Here is a 21,320-nt window from a genome sequence, read left to right on the forward strand (position 1 = left end):
CCTAATTGCCAATCAAGCCGAGTGATTTATTGATAAGCTGGAATATTACACTTTGTTCGATAACGCCTTGTGCCAAGTGAGCACCTGGACCTTGCGCATGAAGTGAGATATCTTCACCGGCATGTGTTTCAGAACCCATAGGAATAGCGGCTTCTTGATGAAAGCCTGGTGTATTAGTATCAACAATGGTTAAATCTTGGCGTCCCGCAACGGCTGATTCGTTATAACTTTGGTCTGCATCTGTTTCCATTTGTAAATTACGAAAACCAAGTCCATTGGTATAGCCTAGTGTGGTATAAGGCATACCATCGGCCGCTAATGCAGGTTCGGTAGCCCCCACATTAACCACTTTACCTAAAATAGGATTGCCACGTTTTGGATATCCTGCAATGGTAAATACATGACTATGGTCAGCGGTGACCAGTATAAGTGTTTCTTCTGGGTTGGTAGCATCAATTGCTTTTTGCACTGCATTGGCAAATTCAATCGTATCAGTTAACGCGTTATAAGCACTACCTGCATGATGACCATGATCTATCCGACCCGACTCTACAACAAGCAAATAGCCTTTATCATTATTACTCAACACATCAATCGCTTTTTCAGTCATCTGGCTGAGGCTTGGCTCACCTGAAATATCATTTTCTCTATCAGCTTCATAGTTCATATGCGATTCGTTAAATAAGCCAAAAACACGCTCAGTTTCCTCTGTATCAATCGCATCAAAACCCGCTTGATCGATCACAAAGGTGCCATTTGGATACATTGTTTGCCATTCTGCCGTTAAGTCTCGATTATCAGTACGATCCCCTTCAACAGTACTTCTTGCATCAGCACTATTAAAGGCTTCATCTTTAGGTAAAAAATGACGACGACCTCCCCCCATAACAACATCAATTCCATCGACATCAATTCCAGGAAACCTTTGCTCAAGGTTTTTCTCAAAGTTAATAAGCTGAGATGCTATATCCTCACAACCCTGTTCAATAGCTGTATCAGGCATATCAGATACATCTTCCCAGTTGCGATCTGCAGATTTTGCATAAGCTGCTGCTGGTGTCGCGTGAGTTATACGTGCACTAGAAATAATTCCCGTAGAGAGACCTTTTATCTCAGCAATCTCTACAGCTGTAATTAATTCATTACCTTGAACACTCGCACATTCACCACGTTCAATATTTTCATTAACACCAAGTACACCGGCATCAGTCTTAACACCTGACATCATCGCTGTCATCGTACCAGCAGAGTCAGGGGTTTGTGCATCCGTATTATATGTTTTAACCTGTGCTGAATATGGAAACGTTTCAAAGCTCAAGTAACCTTCTTCTCCTGAGTTTCCTGCCATTTGCCCTTGTAAAATTCGTGCTGCAGTAAGCGTAGAAATACCCATGCCATCGCCGACAAATAAAATAACATTTTTCGCTTTTGTACGAGAGGCGACCTGTTGTTTATCTGAAAGTTTTGATTGCGCTTGCGTGTACCAGTTGCTTTCTTTTTGAATGCTCGGAATAACATCTGATAATGCTACTGAGCTTAAAAATAAAGACGGAATAACTGATAGTGAAACCCATCTAGTGTTCATATTTCCTTCCTCGGATCATTGTAATTGTTTAAATAACTGACTAGGAGCTGTTGATCTTTCAAGATTAAATTTGTTCGAACTAAACGCGAAAGATCAACAGGCCTTAATGCTCAACGACATTAATTTTTCAGATACTAGCGATGAAAAATGACACTTAGATGGATTGAATATGACTAACCCATTAATTTTGGGTAACAGTAATATGACAACTTGAAGACAAAAACGAAATGTAAGGGTTAATGACTAAGGAAAGGACAACAGCTTATTAACGATAATTAAATGGATAAACCATAGTAAACCTGCCATCAGAACAATGACTATGTATTATTCAAATACCTACTCTCGTGCGCAAGCCTTCAAGCATTTTGAACGCACTTTAGCTAAAACAATAGACTTGATTTCGGCCATTGTTTTTCGCCATATATAACGCTTTATCGGCCCGAGAAAATAACATATCAAAAGTGCTATCATCATTAAGCATAATGGCTACTCCTACACTCACTTGAACATTTAACTCACCTTGCCAATGACCTGTAAGTCTTATGCTATCTTGCTGTTGACGGATCCTTTCAGCGATATGCTTTGCTTGTTCTAAGTTAGTATCAGGTAGTACGATGGCAAACTCTTCACCGCCAATTCGAGCAAGTACGTCTTCACTACGCAAGTTAGGAAGTAAATGCTTACTTACGGTTATTAACACTTCATCGCCTGCTTGATGGCCATATTGATCATTAATATCCTTAAAGTGATCAATATCAATTGAAATCACAGTGAGGGGTTTACCGTTACGTTGCGCTCGTTTAAATTCACGTTCAGCGTGTTCGACAAAATAACGTCGATTAAATAGGTTAGTTAACGAATCAGTATTTGCTTGTTTTCTAAACTGTTCTTTTAATTTATAAAGTTCTGTGACTTCTGTTGAGAAGCCAATTAAAACCGGTGCTTCACCTTCAGGGTAATATGGTATTTTCACACTCAGGTAATGATGCTCATTGCCGTCATCATCAATCACGGTTTCATCAATGGTTTGACGCTCACCGGTTTCGAACAATTTTTTATCCGATTGATAAAAATGTTCCGCTACTTCTTCAGGTAAAATGTCGGTTTCTTTTTTGCCAACAACCTCTTCAGCTGGCAAGCCAAATAAGGCAGCTACGCGACTATTGACATATTTGAACGTTCGTTGATTGTCTTTCATGTAAATGTGCGCATCAACGTTATCAAGTACAATATTGAGTAAATCTTTTTGCTTTTTAACAAGACCTTCTAATCGTTTTTGCTCGGTAATGTCGGTAGAAATACCACATAAACCAATAATATTTCTTTCTTCATCATATAAGGGTTTTTTCACTGAGTGATAAATACGAAATTCACCTCTCGACTTAACATAGTTTGTTTCTTCTTGTTCTACAATAACACCTTCATTGAATACTTTTTTATCGTTTTTCTTTAATTGGTGAGAAATACTTAAATCAAAAAAGTGGCTATCATCTTTACCAACTACATTTTCTAATGTCGTGTCAAAAAGCTCTAGCACCATATCATTGGCGTAAAGATATTTGCCGTTAAGATCCTTGGCGAAAATACAAGCCCCAACATTGTTTAACACTTCTGATAACAACATTACTTGTTGGGCGATAGATGAGAGTGGTTTATTATTTTTTGTCACTATTTACTGCCTAAAACCGAACATAGCAAAATACAACGTTCTTTTTCAGTATAGCTAATTTTGACATTTAGGTAAGTAGATACCGCATTAAATACCGTGTAAAAAATGAATTAATGGGGTCAGGTACATTAAAGATTAAAGAAAGTTAACCATGAATAGATATTTCAGCCACTCCCTTTTAATAATAACTATCCATTAACGAAAGTAAAAAAGGGAGCAATTCATGCTCCCTCCATCGTGTTAATTGATAACATTAAGCAGCTTTAGCAAGCGATTTATTTGCTATTTCAATCGTTATTTTTTTAGCTGACCAAATATAATTATGAGAAAAACCTGCTAAGAAGATCAACAATAGAATATAAAGTGCCGTGTAATCGTCTTCTATTTGTTCTGTTTTCACCTGCTCTTCTAACTTTTGACCACTGACTTGTTGCGCTTGTGAAGCGGCTGCTACATCCGGTTTAGCTAAGGCTTCTGCCAATGCTTGCGATAGTGGTGTTAAGCCAAAACCAGCAGCTGTTGAATCCATATATTCGTTGAATTTGTCATTGTTTGTTGCAACATCAAATTCACTCGCAATTTCAGTATAGGTTTCCACCATTTTCTTAATCGTTGCTTGGTCGGCCTGCCAATACCCTTTTCGTACTGCTTCAAGCATACGCTCTATCATTTGTGCCAAACTTTCCGGGTTGGCTTGTTCAAAGAATTCACGCATGTCCATTTGATATTTATCTTCAACATAGACGTCAAAAAATTCCTGCCATTGATCATCTCTAATCGCTTCTGGCGTCATTACTTCCCAACCCCACATATTATTCATGCGATCAAGAATCGCCGTAGCGCCAGCATAACCTGAATCTTGCATGGCTTTTATCCAACGAGGATGAAAATATCTACTACGCATTTCTTGGTTAACAAATTCATCAAGGGTTTGGCTTTTCAATTGATCTTTTTTACGTAAATTTGAAACAAACATTTCCGGTGTTTCACCATCAAGATGCCGTACCGCTAACCCGATACCACCAAAATATTGGAACGGATCATCATTTGTCATCAAAGCGTATAAATTAGTTGAACGTGAGAAAATCACCCCATCGGTACCTGAAAGCACCTTGTTATATAAACCTTCACCATCACCGAAGACGTCCCCGACATTTTCTGACCAACGTTTTTCATCTTTACCAAAAGCATAACCCATACGGTCTAAATACAAACCAGCCAGCTTATCATCAGTTTCCCAAGTATCAGAAGCTAATGCACTGCCAGCTAAGCCAGTACCATAGTTGCCTGTTTCATTTGAAAAGATACGTATTGATGACAAATAATCAGCATCTGCTTCCGATTTGCCTTGTGCTAACAATTCAGTTTTTAACGCATTTGCGTGGCGATAAACAAAGTTGTTTTCTTCTTTCATTGTTGCAATTTTATCAATCGCTTTCGCCAACCAAAGCATAACGTTAGGGAACGCATCTCGATATAACCCCGTCGCTGAAATAACGACATCAATTCGTGGGCGCTTTAATTCACTCATCGGAATAACTTCAGTACCAACAACATTACCTTGGCGATTCCACTTAGGTTTAATGCCAAGTGCATGTAGCACTTGCGCTTCAAGTGCGCCTTGATGGCGCATTGTTTCTAATGACCATAATGAAAAAGCCAATTTTTCAGGAAAACGCCCATGCTTTTCTACGTAGGCATCAATCGTTTGATTCATGAGGGTTACACCAGCATCATACGCTTCTTTCGAAGGCACTTTCGCAGGATTAAAGCCAATAATATTTCGCCCAGTAGGTGCCGCGTCAGGGTTACGAATAGGATCATTACCATAAGTGACTGGAATATAATTGCCTTCAAGCGCTAACAGTAAGTTTTCCGTTTCAGCAATACCTTGAAAGTTGTTCCAATATTGTTGTGCGATTGTTAAGTCTTCTGATAACTGCGTATCAAGGTTCGCCAGTTTATTTGGCGTTTTCAAATAAGTATTAAGCAACTGATAACCTTCTAGTGCAGCTAAGTTCCTCACTTTTCGATGATCAAACTGTTCAGCAATGGTTAGGTTATTATCCGCTTCATACACGCCGGCACGTTGAGTAAAGTCATCACCTAACATCTGTAATATCGTGGTATATAGATGCGCTTCTTTCGGTAATTCACCAAAAATGTGAATACCTAAAGGTTGGCTCATTTGCGCTAATGTCGTTAAATGATCTTGTACCTTCGGCAACAGCTTTGAAAAATTTAGTTCAAACTCAGTTTGTTCAATCGACAAGTCTTTTAACATATTTAATTTTTCAGCTGCGGTAATAATTTCAGTTTGTGTATTCGCTTTTGTCTGCCCTTCTTCGAGCATCATAAAATTAGCGATTTTTTCATTAAGTTCCGCCACTTCTGCATATAATCCTGCTTTTGCAAACCCAGGCGTTAAATGACTGATCATGGTGGCACGACCACGTCGTTTTGCTTGCATCGCTTCACCAACATTGTCGATAATATAAGGATAAAAAACCGGTAAATTTCCAATGGCAAGGTTTGGCGCATCATAGACTGAAAGGCCACGCTCTTTACCTGTTAACCATTCTTGTGAGCCATGCGTACCTAAATGAATAAATGCATCGGCACCAAAGGTTTTACGTGCGAATAGGTATATAGCTAGATAACTATGATTAATCGGTGTTTTTGTACTGTGATATAAAGATGCATGTTCTTGAGCATTTTCACCTCTAACACCTTGCGGCAACACAATCATATTGCCTAAATTCATTCTGGGAATAACAAACGCTTTTGATTGTTCGCCATTGATCGTGGTATTGCGTAACATTCCGCTATCTTCAGGTTTCCCCCACCGTTCAACAATCGGAGCAGTAACTTTTTCAGGCAGATTATTAAACCACGATAAATACGTTGATAATGGCATATATTCGGCTAAATTTTGTGCAACAAGTGCTTCTGCATCTTCCCCACGATAATACGGGCGTAACAGTTTTCCCGCAGATTCAATTAGATAATCACTGTCTTTAGGTGTTACTTGATAGCCATTTTTCTTCATCGCTTTGGCTATATTGGCGATCGACGATGGAACATCTAAAAAGGCTGCGCCAATGTTTTTCTCACCGGGAGGGTAATTCCAAATAAAGGTAGCGACCTTTTTCTCGTTATTGTTAGTAATTGCTAGATTTGCATGATTATAAGCTCGCTCAACCAACGCATTTAATTGATAGTCTATGACGACCTTTGCACCTTTTTCGTTTGCCGCGATAATAGTTGGATCTGTACTACCAGTATCTTCTGGCATCACCAAAAAGAAAGGTGTTAATGAAGGAGAAATACCAGCATGATCTTCAGAAAATGCGCTCTCATCACCTTCCGTATAATTTAGTGCATGCAATACCGGTACGCCTACTTTTTCAAACTCTGCTCGGCGCTTTTCAACATAATGTAATGACCGGTAATTGATCAGTAAGTTAACACGCTGCTCACCGTTATCGTTAAGCAGCAAGTCCGTGTAGTTTAATGCCTCATCATTTCCTTCAAAAAAGTAACCAAATGCTTTTGCGCCTTTAGCTTCTAGTCCTTTAATTAGAGCATCTACGATTTGTTGCTGTTCATAATCAACAACACTTCTATGCATACCAATGGCAATAACCGGTTGATGATCCGTTGGTGCTAAGAATTGATAAAATGCCGTTTCATCATTGGTAACTTGCGGCGTTAGGGCATAATGGTATAAACCAACATTAGGTACACGCTGTGGTGCTTCTGCCTCAACAGATGATAACGCTAACAATGAACCAGACAAATACAACATCAAATTTCGATAATTATCTCGACCTGCATTATTGTAATAACTACCAATGCTTTGCTGCTGTTTTTCAGTAAGTCCCTGATTGGTTTTCGAATTAGTTAAATCCCCTAATGAAATAACCGGAACGTTTGGAAACTCCACAAGATAAGCATGATATTTAGCAAACATAAATTTTGATAATGCGGGATTGATACCGTCTAGCATAATTAACGCTGCCTTTTGCCAATCTGCTTTAATTTCTTGTTCTGATTTACCTTTCGTTGAGTAATTGACCAATTCAAAAGGTTGATCTTTTGCTAGTGACTGCAATAAATCACCTTTTGGTTTTGATGCATGTGAAGACATCATCAACAACACTTTAGGTTTATCATTTGCATATAACGGCGTGACAATAAATAAAGTGAGCAACACGACTAAGATTATTTTTTTCATTCTTGATCACTCTTTGTCTTATTATTTTTTTCGTCGCCTTCTGGCACATACACGAAGCTGCCATCTGCCATTTTATAAGCAACACCAGCTCGCATACCTTCACCTGAGCCAATATCACCAGTAGATTTATATTGTTTAATTTCTTTGCCTTTTTTCACGATCATTTCCATGTTTGGTTTCCCAGCATTTTTAATCACCGTTACATCATCAGCAGAAAAGACACTTAATGGGTTTTGCGCTAATGCAATTAATAACGCAGCAATAATCACTAAAAATACATCAACGAGATTTACCGCACTAACAATTGGGTTTAATTCTTCATCGTCATCTAAAAAGCGCATGATACTTACCTCAGTTTACGAACATTGATAAGCTCATCAGCACACCAACGTTTTTTCACAGAAGCAGGCCAAAAGGTTAACGTAGAAATAACTAAACCCCAAATAACTGCTGCGAAAGCGATAATTAGATTTTCACTAATGCCTTGAATATTGCCATCGGCTAATGCTTGTAATGCAGGCCCCATTGGGATCATTGTCGCGATAAGCCCTAGCATTGGTGCTATTCTGGTAACAATACGTAAGGTTTCCAGTTGCTTTAACGCAACGACTTCTAACTCATCATCACTGGCAAACGGATTTCTAATAAAATAATTATGAACAGGGAAACCTGGAAGGGTTGTCATTGAACCATCGTTATTGTGTATCTGTTTTACATAATTCAGTTTATGTTGTCGGCGTTGTAACCACTGAGAAGCAAATTTCCCTAATGCATAAATGGCATATACCACTAACAAGCAAATAACAATAATAACTGGCGTCATCAGTAACTCTGAAACTTGCGCCATGGTGATTTCTAATAATTGGATGTTCACTAAATTTTATCCCCCTAGGATTTAATGAAAACATTGTACATAACCCCAAAACCACAATCAAATAATAATTATTCTCATTTGTGTTTACTTTAGCGTTTTGATCCTATAGAGTAAAAAACGATTGATTAGAAAGCCCAAGAAAATACCGGCCCGTAGTGGTTACTTGTTTTGACTTGCACAGAACATCCCCCCGTTCTCGCCAACCTAAAACAAGTATGCGGGTGCGGTATTTACATCATTGAACACATATTTTTAAGTAATAGGATTCATTGCAATGTATTTGCATCAACAACCGTATAAACGAACATTATTATCAACTGCTTTATTATTGGCAGTTTCTTCAACGCCTGCCTTTGCCTATGAAACGCCTGATTCAGATTTAGCCAATGACTTAGAAGTTATCGTGATCAGTGGTTCCAAAACTGAAAAAGCGCTTAAAGACGTTGCTGGGAGTATTTCGGTTGTTACTTCAGAAGATATTGAGAAACAAGTCGTGACTGACTTTAGTCAGTTATTCCAATATGACCCTAGTGTACAAGTAAGCGGCTCAGCAGGTAGTGCTCAGAATGTTATTGTTCGAGGCATGGGTGGTGACCGTGTTCTGATGATTAAAGATGGCATGCGTATGAACGAAGGGTACGGCGCAAATGGGTTAAATGATATTGTAGGTCGTGGTTTTATTGATACAGACACATTAAAACAAGTAGAGGTTGCTAAAGGTGCAGCTTCTTCACTCTATGGCTCAGATGCGTTAGGCGGTATTGTTGTTTTTACCACCAAAGATGCTTCTGATTATTTAGAAAAAGGTGAAGCAATCGCAGGTAAAGTAAAGCTTGGTTACAATGAACTTGGCAAACAAACCAACCTCGGCGGCACCTTAGCCTTTAAAACCGGCGAAGTAGAACACTTATTAAATGCCAGTGCTCGTGATGGACAAGAAGTACAAAACTTCGACGGTACTAAACCTGATCTTGATATTGAATCAACGAGTTACCTATACAAAGCAAAACTAAATTTAAATAAAACTGACTTTCTGTCATTCTCTGCAGACATATGGCAACAAGACGTTATTGGCAATCACGCTCTCGGGCTTCTTGAATACTTTCGTACTCTTGATGGCTACAATGTCGTTGCCGAAAAAAATACTAGCAAGCAAGATACCCAAGCATACAAACTTCGTTATTATAGTGAAACCCCTACCGCACTTTATGATTTACTTAATATCGCTATCTATACCAACAATTCAGAGCAAGAAGATATTGAATACGGTCAATTAGATATCAACGCCAATTTTGGTTTCCCGGTCGTTGAAATTCGCGATATGTGGAACACTTCACTGTATAAACAAAAAACCAAAGGGTTATTGTCTAACGCAAGCTTAACGCTGAATGATACTCATACGATTGGTTATGGTCTTGATATAGAGCATTCAGAGTCATTGCGTACAGAGGTAAAACTTTACGAAGTAGAAGGCGTAGCCAAACCAGGTTATCCACAAGAGAATGAAAAATTCCCAACGACGGAAGTAAAACGAACCGGATTATTTATCAACGATGAAATAACGTTATTAAATAATCGCTTAACAATCACACCTGGAGTGCGATTTGATACCTATAAGATGGAAGCAAATAACGCGAAAAATGACGATGGCGTTGATTATAAATCCTATGATGAAGATCATGTTTCATTAAACCTTGGTGCATTATATAAGTTTAGTGATGATATTGCGGTATTTGCCCAATATGGTCAGGGCTTTAAAGTACCTGCTTATGATCTTGCTTATATTAACCATGATAATTCTATTTATGGCTATAAAGTGGTACCCAGTAATGATTTATCCCCCGAAAAAAGTGATACCTATGAACTTGGTTTACGTGGCACAGTTAACGATTTAACCTTTAGCGGTGCGATTTTTCACAGTAAATATGACGACTTTTTAGCCACTGAGTTAATTGATATCGAAAGTGTTATAAATCCATATACAGGCCAAGAATCATCCGTATTAGTGTATCAATATCAAAACATAGATGCGGTCACCATCAAAGGTATTGAAGCGTCGATACACTATGATATCAATCACCATTTATCCATGTTCGCAAATGCCGCCTATCAAGATGGTAAAGACGACGAAACAGGTGACTACCTAACGAGCATCAGCCCGCTATCAGGAAGTGCAGGGTTTAATATGCAGTATGGTGACTTTTCTTCCGACATTATTGTTAATTGGGCGAAGCGTATGACAAAAGTTAACAGTGGTAATGCTGAAATTGCCGGTCACGTGACTATCGATATGCTAGGGCATTACGCAATTACAGATGATTTACGTGTTAACGTGGCAATTTCGAACCTATTCGATAAAGAATACGTACGTTATTTAAATGGTGCAGGACACGCAAGCGGTAATACCTTAAACAATGTTACTGAACCAGGTAGAAGTGTTTCAGCCGCGATTCATTACCAGTTTTAGTAATGTAACGATTAATTACGCGACATAAAAGCTCCTTTCATAGGAGCTTTTTGTTTTACGAGGTAATCTTCATCTAAATATATCATAGCGTTTAACCGACTTTTTCCGTAAAATTCTCTTTGTTTCCATTCAATTTATTAAGCAGCAGTCGCAAAGGTTATGATCTCCAAGCACCCACCGGGGTTAGTCATTCCATTTTCAAACGAGCCCCAATTAGCTTTGTTACCAGAGACATTTACTTACCCTTTCTGTTATCAGCCTGATCCTTGGGCAAAACAAGCTGCAATTGAGTTACAACAATGGCTAAGCTTGCATACACCCGATGCACAACAACATGAAGGAAAAATGTATGGCGTACTTGTTGTAAAAAGCCAACGCGGTGAACTTGGTTATTTATGCGCTTATTCAGGTGCGACTATCGCGTTATCTGATTTAAAAGAAACATTTAACAAACACTTCGTACCTAATATTTTTGAAGGGTTTTCACAAGACAGTGATTTTTCAACGCATCAAGCTATTATTAATCAGATTAACGCTGAAATAGAGGCCTTAAGTAGCTGTCAAACACTTGTCGACTTGCAAGAAGAAGTTGCAACATTGAAACGCCAAGCTGAAAAAGCGATTAGCTTAAAACAGCAAGCAATGGTTGAACAAAAAAAACAACGAAAAATAACCCGACATGCCATTTCAGAGCAGCTTTCCACTTGGACAGAGACGCATGACCCTGACACCTTTGCTCATGCGAAAGCGTTAAGTATATCGCTATCACGAGAAAGCGTGACACACAAAAAAGCGCTACAAGCACTAAAGACATACTGGCAACAAAAAATAGCCGCTCTCAGTGAACAAGTCACTGAGAAACTAGACGTGATCTCAGTATTAAAAAAGCGTAGAAAAAAACTATCGAATAAATTGCAAAAACAATTATTTCAACAGTACCAGTTACGTAATATCAACGGTGAGGTTAAAGGGGTTCTTGAATTATTTGCCGAAAATAATCAAGGAAAACCACCGGCAGGAACGGGTGATTGCGCAGCGCCAAAGCTATTGCAATATGCCTTTAGCCAGCAATTAATACCGATTTGTTTTACCGAATTTTGGTGGGGAAAATCTCATCCCTCAGAAATTCGTAAACATGGTTATTATTACCCTGCATGCCAAGGAAAGTGCGGGCCGATATTACCCCATATGCTTCAAGGTTTGGCGGTAGATATTAACCCATTGTTAACCAACCCTGCCGAACAATTATCATTAGAGATTGTATATCACGATCAACATCTTGTTGTAGTAAACAAGCCTGCGGGGTTATTGTCGGTGCCCGGCAAGAATATTGAAGATTCAGTTGAAACGAGAATTAAAACAAAATTTCCGCATGCACAAGGAAAATTAATAGTTCATCGGTTAGATATGGCGACATCTGGTTTGTTAGTGCTCGCTTTAAGTGAACGAGCACATAAATCAATACAACAGCAGTTTATTGAAAAAAAAGTAGAGAAGCGTTACATCGCCTTAGTTGATGGTGTTATTGCAGAAGAGTCGGGCAATATAAATTTACCACTAATACTTGATATTAATGATCGTCCTCGTCAAAAAGTATGTGTTGAACATGGAAAGTTCGCGAAAACTACATGGCACGTCATTGAACGCTTGAATGATAAAACCCTTCTTCAGCTATACCCGATAACCGGCCGTACACATCAATTACGTGTACATTGTGCGCACCCCGACGGATTAAATACGCCGATTACCGGCGATGGTCTTTACGGCACACTCGCTGACAGGCTCCATTTACATGCCGAGACGCTTAGTTTCAACCACCCTATCACGAAAGAGCCATTATCATTCCACATACAGGTAAATTTTTGATTTTCTACTAATACCAATTCGCTTTTAAAAACCATCATTTAGTTAAGACTATTGATTAGCTGCTCTCGATCGCCCGTTCATCCAGTGAATAGTGATATTTTTAAAAAAATGTATTTTGAGTGTAATAAACTTCAAGGTAAAACCACTAACAAGGCAAAGCATGTATAGGAACTTATTTTTCAATGGGCAGTGATTTTTATCAATTATCGATACTTCCATATTCAGGGATCATAATCAAAATTTGTCGGGCGTATACCAATAGCCAAGAAGACTTTGAAGATTATTATCAAGAAGTATGCCTGCAAATTTGGCGTAGTAAAGATAATTTTAATCAGCAATCAAAGTGGTCAACGTGGATATACCGCATTTCTTTGAATGTTTGTCTAACGCATTTGAAAAAGAGTAAGTCAGGTATAACGGATATATCGTCCGATGCGTTACCCGAAGAAGTGATTGACGACAGTAAAGCCTTTATCAATGACGATATAAACCAACTTTACAATGCAATAAAGCACTTGTCAGAAATAGACCGAGCGTTGATTTTGCTTTATTTGGAAGAAAAAACCTATGCGGAGATTGCCGAAATTACCGGTACAAATACGAATAATATTGGCGTCAGAATCAACCGAGTAAAAGAAAGATTGCACAGACACTTGAATCAACAAGGAGTAACAAATGAATAGATCCATTGAAGCCATGTGGAAAGAAGGTTTTATCAATGAGCCTAATCTTGCCGCACCGAAAATTAATGCCTTATATAACCTAAAGTCTCAAAATATTGTAGATAAATTACAAAGCATGTTCGCACTCAATATTAAAGCGCTAATCATAGGTAGTATCATCATGATGATTATGATGTCACTTATAGGCGCGCCGTTTTTAGGTTTATATATTTGCTGTTTACTCATACCGCTGGTGATCATTGCCAAAAAAGAGTTAGCCAAAAGCACATCCTTATCGAAAGGCCAATCGAGTTATGATTATTTACTCAATTTTGATCACTGGCTAAAAAGCTCGATTAACACCTATGCCAAGTATTACCGCTTGTTTTACCCTTTATTTTTTATTGGCATGGTGACTCAAGCGCTCGTTAGCAAAGCGGGTGGGAAAATTATCAGTTTAATCATGCAAAAGTTTCCAACAGATATAGTCCTGTTAGGCATTCCATATTATTTAATCATCATAATAACAATGCTATTGCTATTGGTTATAAAGTACTCTGATGCATTGTACCGTTTAGATCTCAATATCGTTTACGGACGTCAATTCAAGAAATTAGACGAATTGATTGCTGATATGAAAACACTGAAAAGCTAATTTTGTTGTCACCAGAAGGTAGATTATTGATCTGCCTTCTACGATTTCACTATTGTTCAAATCAACTCACTATCTTTGTGTTTTTAATCGCTTTATCGATTTATCATCAAGCGCCAATGTTTTCAAGAGTGCGGAATACCTCGCATCGTTCTTAAGTGGAACTAGTCTAGGATCATTACGGGTAAATATAAGGCAATTAGATTGATAATTAATTGCTTTGTCAAACAGAGGAAAAGCGTTATTGGCATCACCTAATAAAACATATACCACTGCGGTTTCATAAGGGCACATATATTGTTGACTTTGCTCTGCTTCATTTATTAACGCTAAGGCCTTTGAACGATTTCCTGCTGCTGCATATGATTGCGCTAGAATAATCAATGGAAATACACCTCGTTGACTTAATTTCACTCCTTGTTCAGCCAATTGAATACTTCTGTCATGGTTACCTTTTACATATTCTGCAACAGACAAGTTTAAGATCGGGTAGGGTAACGTATTATGCAGTTTTACTTTATCTTTTCCCCATACTATAGCCGCATCCACTTCATTAACCATCAACAATGCCCATAACCCCCAATCAGCAATTTCTAAGTTCAGAGGGTCTAAATTCTCCGCGCGAAGTAACGCTTGTTTAACCTGTTTCGCGTCGCCTATCGCTGCGTAATATAGTGCAAAGCCTAGCTCTGTGAGCGCCAGATTCGGATCCTTCCTATGCGCTTTAGTTAACATTTTCCATGCATCTTCCCACTGCCAAGTATGTACATAAGCAACGCCAAGTAATGACATGATTTTCGCCGACTCAGGGTTGATCTCTAAGACATCAATGGCAGATGAAATCACTTTAGGTAATACTTTTTTCGGTTGTTCGTATAATACCATTAATATCCGATACGCATTTGCTTTGGCGATATAAGCCGCTTCAAAATTAGCATCGTTGGCAATAGCTTGAGAAAAAAACGCGATTGAAGATAAAACAGAATCATGTGTCATTAACGAAAGTTGATGCTGTCCTTGCACATATAAATCATAGGCTTGAACATTAGTGGTAGGTATTTCTCTAAGTACTTGTTTTTCTTCCTCAAGTATTATTACTTTAAGTGACTCTGATACTGATGAAGCTATTTCACTTTGGAAATTAAAACGATTAGGACTGTGTATTTGAATATCAAAATCTCCATCCCATAATAATTGATCATTTTGTAGATTCTCTAATTCAACGGTAACACGGATATTGCCATTGCTACCTTCACTTACCACACCATCTAGCACATAATTTACCGCAGGTAGTTTTTCTTTAATATGTGAACGTACTTTATTGTTTTTAAAAATAAATGATGAAGGGGGTGGAACTATTTTAATACCCGATACTTTTCTTAACCCTTGAATAAGCTCTCTGGTGATTTGATCCGCAAATGGTGCTAAATTCGCATCATGTAAACTCGACACAGAAAATGGTACAACGAGTAAATAAGGTGGTAATTCCTTAGGTGTTTTTGTTGTATTATAAAACCAAAGAGCACTGATAATCGCAGTCAATAATAGTATTAACTTGCTCAAACTTAAGGGAAGTTTGTGTGCGTAATTCACGCTAGTAATATCACTCACGTCTATTGACGATTCATGAGTTAACACATTGTTAGTGATTTGAGACTCAGTGTTAGCACGCTCCTCAACGTCAGCAATAAACTGGTAACCTCTTGAGCGAACGGTTTTAATAATTTGTTGTAAATTTCCATTATCTCCCAGCACTTTTCTTGCAGATTTTATGTGGTTACTTAACGTGGTGTCAGAAACCTCTCTGCCATGCCAGACCTTTTGGAAAAGCTCCTCTCTTGTGACTAACCTTTGCCGATGCTCAATTAAATACACAATTAAGTCGAATACTTTCGGTTCAATTTTCACCGAACAATCATCACAACGTATTTCAAATTGTACGACATCAACGTCGATATTGTTCACCCGATAAATCACTATTTGCTCTCCGTTGCTTGGTTGATGCTTTTGGGTTTGTATTGGAGAAATATTACCTTTTGATTACCTAATCGTTAGCTAACCATCATGTTTTATTTTCTTGGTTGTCAATAATAAACGCCAGCTTAATCAAAAAGGAAATATATTATGCCTACGCCTATAGAGATACTCATTGACCCGCTTTCTCTTATGTTACTCTCAATTTACGCAACATTGATTGTTGTCGAAACAATACACCCAGGGCAACCACAAAAAAAAGTAAAAGGCTGGATCCCAAAAACCATGTTTGTTTTTATCATTTATTTTTATTTATCAACCTATTTACCTTTAATTTGGGATAAGTATTTGTTGCCATATCAACTGATGAATCTTCAAGAGCTTAATCCGTATATTAGTACCTTAATGGCCCTTTTAGTATTTGAATTGATGATTTATCTTTGGCATAGAGCAATGCATAGTAATAATTGGTTATGGAGAACATTCCATCAAATGCATCATAGTGCGGAACGTTTAGATACATTTGGCGCCTTTTATTTTAGCCCGTTAGATATGATTGGCTTTACATTTATTGGGAGTTTAACGTTAAGTATTTTTGTTGGTTTATCGCCTCAAGCAATTTCATGGTTTTTATACATCACTATGTTTTTAGCGATCTTCCAACACACAAACATTAAAACGCCACAATGGCTTGGCTATATAATTCAAAGACCGGAGAGTCATTCCGTTCATCATCAAAAAGGTATTCATAGATACAATTATTCAGACTTGCCTATTTTTGATATTTTATTCGGAACGTTTAACAACCCGAAAGAATTTTCACCCGAAATAGGGTTTTACAACGGTTGCTCAAGCAGAGTCAAAGACGCGTTGCTGTTTAAAGATATTAGCAAAGTTACCAATAGATGAAACAGCACTTTCTAACGTGATTCTACATGTACCAAGATAGATGCTTGATCTTTCTTGGTCATTTTACTCACCACCAAATTAAACGAATTATCGATCATGCGCTCAATTTCACCTTCAGGAACTGATCCATCTAAAATAACGGTGTTCCATTGAGCTTTATGCATATGGTAGCCAGGGATCACACTAGGAAATATATCCCGTAACATTATCGCCTCTTCAGGATCACATTTTAAATTAACACAATAATGCCCTTTCATTTTTCCGTGAGTATCTTTTTCATTTCCAGTGCCTAACGATAAAAGCGCAAACATTTTGTTTTTCACTTTGAATACTTTTACATCAGCACCGAAGGGATAACCTATGGATACGTGTGGTTTACTCAATAAGTATTGTTCAACTATTTTACTGTCCATATAAATTTCACTGATTTGCTAATTTCTCACATCATATTAAAAAGCAACATTAAGCCTATAGCAACATTTGTACATTCTAAAAAAGCAACACTAGCTATTAACAATATGACACTACCAGTATGAACGTATGATTCAGAGCGCGTACTTTCTGTTACACCTAGTTAAACTTCTCAGAAAATATTGCGAGGATAATTGATGACAAATGAATTCATGGTGGCACAATACAATGAATGAACTATTTTTGAGCATTCACCATAGGATTTTGAATGAAAGCTTTGTTAAGCATACTACTTGTTGGCCTTAGTAGTTTTGTATGCGCCACTGAGCAAGCCGAAGCCATTTTTAAACAACTCGCCCCCTCTTTATATCAAATTAGGATTATTGACAAAGCTAGCGGTGAAAAATCTTCCATTGGCTCAGGGTTCCAAATTAGTGCTGATGGTTTAATTGCCACCAACTACCATGTAATTTCAAGTTATGCTCGTCACCCTAAAAAATATCGGATTGAATATCTAGATAATAAAGGAAATAGAGCCGAGTTAACGTTACAGAATATTGATGTAATAAACGACCTTGCTATTGTAAAACGTGACGTTGAACAACCAATGGCTTTTTTCGATATTTCTGATGCGCCTCCAAAGAAAGGTGAAGAAATTTTTTCTTTAGGAAACCCGCATGATCTTGGCATGATAGTAGTGCCGGGCACATATAACGGCTTAAAGAAAGAATCTTTTAGTGATCGTATTCATTTTACTGGCTCGGTTAACTCTGGCATGAGCGGTGGTCCTGTGGTCAATAAAGCAACGAAAGTTGTAGGAATAAATGTCGCCACATCTGGCAATCAAATTGGCTTTTTAGTACCACATGACAAACTACAAATATTACTTGATAAGCATAATCAACAGGCTCCTGATGCAATTGCACAACAAATGCAAGAACAGCTTAATAACTATCAAGAACAGTTAATTACCACGTTATTAAACAGCCCTTGGCAATTAAAAAACCTTGGTGAAGGGCTTGTACCCACCATTGACGTACCTTTTATTCGTTGCTGGGGCGAATCTAACGCTGACAAAAAGGATGCACTAATGTCAATGGCGGTGGCCAATTGTTCATTAGAAGAGAACGTATTTATTGCGAATAATTTTTATACTGGCTCAGTCGAAATGGAATTTCGCTATCTACACGCTAGAAAACTAAGTGATATAAAGTTTTATCAACTCTTTCAACGTCAAATAGCTCGTGTGATGCCAGGAAACAAAGCAGGTAAAGAAGATATTACAGAATTTGAATGTCAGCACGATATCGTGATGCCAACTAACCAACAAATCAATAACAAGGCCATTTTCTGTACTCGCGCCTATAAAAAGTTTACCAACTTATATGATGTACTTTACCTCGCGATTTCTGTCGACCATCATCAGCAAGCCCTTATTAGCCACTTTACGTTGGCGGGTGTTTCTCAATCAAGCGCCCAAGGATTTACTAAGCAGTTTATGGAGTCGGTAACATGGAAATAATTATTGAAGAAATCAGCCGAGGACATAAAGTGATAAGCCGACAGAAGTTCGGCCAGAACAAAGTCGACATTGGCCGAGGTTATCATAACGATGTAATGCTATCTGATCCTCACGTTTGCGCCGAACACATAACGATTTCTTTTGATGGTGAACATTGGCGGATACAAGATCTAGACAGCATTAATGGTAGTTTTCTTGGTGAAGGTAAAAAAACGGCCGACGGCCACATTGTTCATTCAGGCGATATTATTCGTGTAGGAAAAAGCCAAATTCGTATCTTGTTTCCTTTTCATCCGGTAGAAGAAAGCATCACCCTTAGCCCTTTTGAAAATTTAATTAACCTAACCAAATCTCCCGCGATATTAATCACCAACATAGTTGTTTTTGCCTTAATAACCGGCTGGTTATTTTTCCTTAATAACCCGACAGAAGTAAAATTCACTCAGCTGTTAGTATCTGCTGCCGGCTTAACATTAATGTTTGCTGTTTGGCCTATTGGTGTTGCTATCGTGTCATTGTTAACCAAACATGATACTCGCATTTGGACCCAGCTTGGTATTTGTTTTGTTTTTTATAATATCTCTTGGGTCACAGACTTCCTAGAAACATTTATTAATTTTAATACGGCTAGTGGTTCGTTTTTAGTGCTGTTAGCTTCTTTTACACCTATAGCAATCGCTTTTTGTTTATTTTGGTTGAATATCTATGTTGGTTTTCATGTCAGTAATAAACGCCGCATGGCAATTGCCAGTGGCTTAACAATTCTCTTAGTGGGGGGCAGCTTTTTAATACAAGTGAGTAAAAAGCCTGACTTTAGTATTAAGCCAGAATTCAATTCAACACTACTGACCCCAAGTTTCTTATTTACCAACAGCAGCAATGTAGACCAGTTTATTACTAACTCTAACGAGTTATTTAAAAAAGTAGATAAAAAAGCCAAGAAGAAAGACTCGTAAAAAAGTGTCGAGAATTTTTACAATCGTTATTTTTCATCAAGCTCCTCCATATGTAAAAATAAAATTAAACGATAAAATACAACAAGTTAAAAATATTAATTCAAGTTGGCACAAGATTGGCATTATACTGTTCAGTCAAATCAATGATTACAAAATTTAAGATTTATAACAGGAGATACACTATGAACATCAAAAAAGGACTAGCAATTGGCTTAGCAGCTTTAGGTTTATCACTTTCAGCACAAGCTTCAGATATCAACGTTGGTGGTGTAGTTTGGGATCCAGATTCAGTGAATGCTTTCCCAGCTGCAGAAGACTTTTTCAGCAGCGGTAACCTATTTGAAAACGTAGCTTTTCAACCAGGCGATATGGTCAACGGTTTTGGTATTTTTGACCAAATGAACAGCGACGTTAACAATGCAGCTTCATTCTGCCCAGGTTGTGAATTAACCTTTACTTTCTCTATGGAGTTAGTAGCGTTCACACCAATTTCTGGCAATGTTAGTTCATTTGAATTTAAAGATTTAGCTATCAACATTTTTGTTGACCACAACCCTAACTATGCTGCTACATCAGCATCTTCTTCTGAAGGTAACTTATGGTTATCTTTAGTAGCAGACGGCAACTTAACAGGTTTAGGTACTGACTTAGGTACTGGTAGTGATACAGGTACTGGTTCAGCATTATTAAACGTAACGGGTGGTTTAGCTGCAGGTAACTTCGATACTAACGGTGAATTGAACGGTACTGACATGGTACTTTCTTCTTCATTCCAACCTGGTGGCCCTAACGGTCTTCTTAAAGGTGGTTTCGAATTAACTGGTAACTCAATTCCAGAACCAGCTTCAATCGCTTTATTAGGTTTAGGTATGTTAGGTTTCGCTGCTTCACGCAAGCGCAAAGCATAATTACTTAATACTAAATAAGAAATTTAAAAGCCACTCATTGAGTGGCTTTTTTAATGCCTTAACTTTGACAACACTCTTCTTAATCACTCCACACGATACTCACTCAATACAGCCTATCATCGGCGCACAGCAATAATAGTCGTTACTGCACGAATAATGAAGAATTATGCAGTGTAAAGAAAAAATCTGTAGTGAAACTTTAAAAACAAACTATACGCCTGCACTTTCGTACTTATACCAATTCGCATAAAGATTAAGTCAGTTCAGAGCGATGTCAGAGGTGGGAGAATAAGCGAAACGTGTGCAGGTATAGTTGTGTTCTAAATCAAACACGTTTTGCGCAATTATCGCGGCCCTAACACGCTCCCAAAGGGCTGACGGATCCCCACTTTTATATAACTGAACATATTTGATAATAAGCTAAAAAGTTTTCTCGACTTTTCTGTAGATAGTGATTTTTAATTTTGTGGAGTCTATGCCGAATTACTTGCTTCGCAAATGTAAGAAACGATAGAACTCTGCGGTGTTTGTAGTAGTGTGATTACCAAGGGATTGTGTCGGTCTAATTACCGAGCGACTTTGTCGTAAATAGCATATCAGCCAGTTGTTAAACTGGCTATGATTTATG

15 protein-coding genes are annotated in these 21,320 nt (G+C 38.0%); 8 read left to right on the forward strand and 7 right to left on the reverse strand.

Features of this window, described 5'->3' with window-relative positions; translation table 11 throughout:
• Nucleotide 1 precedes the first annotated feature (1 nt).
• From BI291_RS05885 to BI291_RS05905, 5 genes are all read right to left on the reverse strand, one after another.
• On the reverse strand, nt 2-1,585 hold the full coding sequence (locus BI291_RS05885; RefSeq protein WP_074497040.1) for an alkaline phosphatase: 1,584 nt from the start codon (nt 1,583-1,585) through the stop codon (nt 2-4).
• 376 nt (nt 1,586-1,961) lie between these two features.
• Nucleotides 1,962-3,254, reverse strand: a complete 1,293-nt coding sequence (locus BI291_RS05890) for a sensor domain-containing diguanylate cyclase (protein ID WP_254849532.1) — start codon at nt 3,252-3,254, stop codon at nt 1,962-1,964.
• A 253-nt stretch (nt 3,255-3,507) separates the two neighbouring features.
• Complete coding sequence (cobN, locus tag BI291_RS05895) at nt 3,508-7,491, reverse strand: cobaltochelatase subunit CobN (protein ID WP_074497041.1); 3,984 nt, start codon at nt 7,489-7,491, stop codon at nt 3,508-3,510.
• Nucleotides 7,488-7,832, reverse strand: coding sequence for a DUF2149 domain-containing protein (locus BI291_RS05900; RefSeq protein ID WP_074497044.1), 345 nt, complete (start codon nt 7,830-7,832; stop codon nt 7,488-7,490). The genes cobN and BI291_RS05900 overlap by 4 nt, the downstream gene beginning before the upstream one ends.
• A 5-nt stretch (nt 7,833-7,837) precedes the next feature.
• On the reverse strand, nt 7,838-8,365 hold the full coding sequence (locus BI291_RS05905; protein ID WP_175573081.1) for a MotA/TolQ/ExbB proton channel family protein: 528 nt from the start codon (nt 8,363-8,365) through the stop codon (nt 7,838-7,840).
• A 274-nt stretch (nt 8,366-8,639) separates the two neighbouring features.
• Between BI291_RS05905 and BI291_RS05910 the strand changes: the two genes are divergently transcribed.
• The 4 genes from BI291_RS05910 (at nt 8,640) to BI291_RS05925 (ending at nt 14,015) form a co-directional block, all read left to right on the forward strand.
• Nucleotides 8,640-10,832, forward strand: coding sequence for a TonB-dependent hemoglobin/transferrin/lactoferrin family receptor (locus tag BI291_RS05910; RefSeq protein ID WP_074497046.1), 2,193 nt, complete (start codon nt 8,640-8,642; stop codon nt 10,830-10,832).
• Nucleotides 10,833-10,991: 159 nt separating this feature from the next.
• Nucleotides 10,992-12,698: a pseudouridine synthase gene (locus BI291_RS05915; RefSeq protein ID WP_083601920.1), complete on the forward strand. Its 1,707-nt coding sequence runs from the start codon at nt 10,992-10,994 to the stop codon at nt 12,696-12,698.
• A 182-nt stretch (nt 12,699-12,880) separates the two neighbouring features.
• Entirely contained in the window at nt 12,881-13,381 is a 501-nt protein-coding gene (locus tag BI291_RS05920; protein WP_074497049.1) for an RNA polymerase sigma factor, read from the forward strand.
• Nucleotides 13,374-14,015 (forward strand): hypothetical protein, encoded by a 642-nt coding sequence (locus BI291_RS05925; protein ID WP_074497052.1) that lies wholly within the window; start codon nt 13,374-13,376, stop codon nt 14,013-14,015. Before BI291_RS05920 ends, BI291_RS05925 begins: the two co-directional genes overlap by 8 nt.
• Nucleotides 14,016-14,084: 69 nt before the next feature.
• Here BI291_RS05925 and BI291_RS05930 read toward each other — a convergent pair whose 3' ends face one another.
• Complete coding sequence (locus tag BI291_RS05930; RefSeq protein WP_254849533.1) at nt 14,085-15,977, reverse strand: winged helix-turn-helix domain-containing protein; 1,893 nt, start codon at nt 15,975-15,977, stop codon at nt 14,085-14,087.
• A 159-nt stretch (nt 15,978-16,136) separates the two neighbouring features.
• Between BI291_RS05930 and BI291_RS05935 the strand changes: the two genes are divergently transcribed.
• Complete coding sequence (locus BI291_RS05935) at nt 16,137-16,895, forward strand: sterol desaturase family protein (protein WP_074497057.1); 759 nt, start codon at nt 16,137-16,139, stop codon at nt 16,893-16,895.
• Between the two features lie 11 nt (nt 16,896-16,906).
• On the opposite strand, the gene BI291_RS05940 is transcribed toward BI291_RS05935, so the two are convergent.
• Nucleotides 16,907-17,308, reverse strand: a complete 402-nt coding sequence (locus BI291_RS05940) for an MmcQ/YjbR family DNA-binding protein (protein ID WP_074497060.1) — start codon at nt 17,306-17,308, stop codon at nt 16,907-16,909.
• Nucleotides 17,309-17,574: 266 nt separating this feature from the next.
• Between BI291_RS05940 and BI291_RS05945 the strand changes: the two genes are divergently transcribed.
• The 3 genes from BI291_RS05945 to BI291_RS05955 all read left to right on the forward strand — a co-directional run bounded on the left by BI291_RS05945 (nt 17,575) and on the right by BI291_RS05955 (nt 20,692).
• The gene (locus tag BI291_RS05945) at nt 17,575-18,828 is read left to right on the forward strand and encodes a serine protease (RefSeq protein ID WP_074497063.1); all 1,254 of its coding nucleotides are present in this window, start codon (nt 17,575-17,577) and stop codon (nt 18,826-18,828) included.
• Nucleotides 18,819-19,784, forward strand: a complete 966-nt coding sequence (locus BI291_RS05950; RefSeq protein ID WP_074497065.1) for an FHA domain-containing protein — start codon at nt 18,819-18,821, stop codon at nt 19,782-19,784. The genes BI291_RS05945 and BI291_RS05950 overlap by 10 nt, the downstream gene beginning before the upstream one ends.
• A gap of 182 nt (nt 19,785-19,966) precedes the next feature.
• Entirely contained in the window at nt 19,967-20,692 is a 726-nt protein-coding gene (locus BI291_RS05955; RefSeq protein ID WP_074497068.1) for a PEP-CTERM sorting domain-containing protein, read from the forward strand.
• Nucleotides 20,693-21,320 lie beyond the last annotated feature (628 nt).

Origin of the sequence: Thalassotalea sp. PP2-459, assembly GCF_001913705.1 — a bacterium.
GTDB lineage: Bacteria > Pseudomonadota > Gammaproteobacteria > Enterobacterales > Alteromonadaceae > Thalassotalea_C > Thalassotalea_C hakodatensis.